Below are 1,730 nucleotides of genomic sequence, written 5' to 3'. Positions count from 1 at the left end.
GTAGTGAACATGATCCTTGTTCTCTGCGGCGCATTGCCGGGCCAGCTTGTCGTACTCGCTGTTGAAGGTCGGCAGGCGCAGCTTCTTGAGATGGTGCTGCAGCAGGACCTGCGGGGTATCGGTCATGCCGCTGTTCCGGACATCAGCACCTTGTAGCTGGCCGGGTCCGTCGTCTCGACCTGTGCCTTGGGCAGATAGGGATAGATGTCGAGATCAAGCCGCGGCGGGCGCTTCTCGATCCGGCACAGCACGAGATGCTTGACCGCATCATAGCCAATGGTCCCGTGACCCAGAGCGTACTTGATGGCGCCATGGACATGGGCCATCTCGAAGGTCTCCAGCAGACGCAGAACCTGCACGTACTCGCGTTTGCCCTTCTTGCCCATCCGCGCTTCCAGCAACCGGTGCAGGGTGGCGAACTCATCCGGCAAGTCCCAGCCCTGCAGCGGCGCCGCCTGATCCAATGCGCCGACCTTCTGCTCCAGCAGAGGCAGGTAGTGCATTGGATCGAAGACCATGTCAGCCTTCTCGTAGGACCGGCGGTGGTGGGCGATCACCTCAGCGCCGCAGCCGATGACGACCTCATGGACGTAGCCCCGGACCTGAACCTCGTGGTGTGCGTAGGCGACCGGGACGGAATAATCGTTGGTGCGATAGCGGACCATCGAGATCGACGTCGCCCGTGTGCTGACCTTCTCGCAGGCATCATAGGGCGTGGGCGGCAGAGCCATCAGCGCATCCAGGTCGCGCAACAGGCGTTCGCCGATCGGCTCTGAATGACCACGCACGGTGTCGTCCTGGCGCTTCAGGCATTGTTCTTCCAGGCAGGCGTTGAGATCATCGAAGCTGTTGAACCGTGGGGCGGGCACGAGAAAGTTCCGTCGCCCGTAGCCGATTACGCCTTCGACGTTGCCTTTATCGTTGCCCTTCCCCGGACGACCAAACTTATCGTCGAACAGATAATGCGACTGCAACTCGGAAAAGATCCTGGTTCGCTCCCGCTTTCCATCACCGCAAATCTTGGCAACAGCGATTGAAGTGTTGTCATACAGGATCGACAACGGCACGCCGCCGAAGAATGCGAAGGCGGCATTGTGCCCATCGCAGAACGCCTCGGTGGTCTCGGCAGGATAGGCCTTTATGAAGAACGCGTCCGAATGCGGCAGCGCCATCGCAAAATAGTGCAGCTTGCACTCGACCCCGTCAATCACACCAAGCGTCTCGCCAAAATCAACCTGAGCATGGCCCGGCAGGTGAGCAAGTGGGACAAACACTTCCCGCGTCCGCCGCTGCTTCTCACGAACGTAATCCGTGACGATGGTGATGCCGCCGCAGAAACCGTGCTCGTCCCGAAGCCGGGCATGGATACGTTTGGCAGTATGACGCTGCTTTTTAATAACCCGTTTGTCGTCTTCCAGGATCTGATCGATAATCGGAATGAACGGATCAAGCTTCGGGCGGACAGGCAAAGCAGTTCGCCGATACCCTGGGGGCACCGAGTGCAGCAGGATCTTTGCCACCGTTCTGCGGTCGATCCCAAAAAGACGACCAGCTGCACTTTTGCTCATACCATCAACATGGCACGCCCGACGGACACGGTTGTATAAGTCCACAGAATACATCTCCCCACCCTCCGCTCATCAGCTTCAGGTGTCAGATTGCGGAATTTTACTCCGCGACGGTCAGATCATCAGACCGTTTCTGTGGGCATTTTGTCTCCGGGATTCACA

General features: G+C 58.7%; 1 protein-coding gene. It reads right to left on the bottom strand.

Going from position 1 to position 1,730, the window contains the following annotated elements; genetic code table 11:
- Positions 1-122: 122 nt before the first annotated feature.
- Positions 123-1,622, bottom strand: coding sequence for an IS21 family transposase (gene istA / locus ROE7235_RS19510; protein WP_121097704.1), 1,500 nt, complete (start codon positions 1,620-1,622; stop codon positions 123-125).
- Positions 1,623-1,730 lie beyond the last annotated feature (108 nt).

The sequence above is a fragment of the Roseinatronobacter ekhonensis genome, assembly GCF_900499075.1.
GTDB lineage: Bacteria > Pseudomonadota > Alphaproteobacteria > Rhodobacterales > Rhodobacteraceae > Roseinatronobacter > Roseinatronobacter ekhonensis.
The sequence above is the reverse complement of the archived record's forward strand: the minus strand, read 5'-3'. Positions and strand labels throughout refer to the sequence as shown.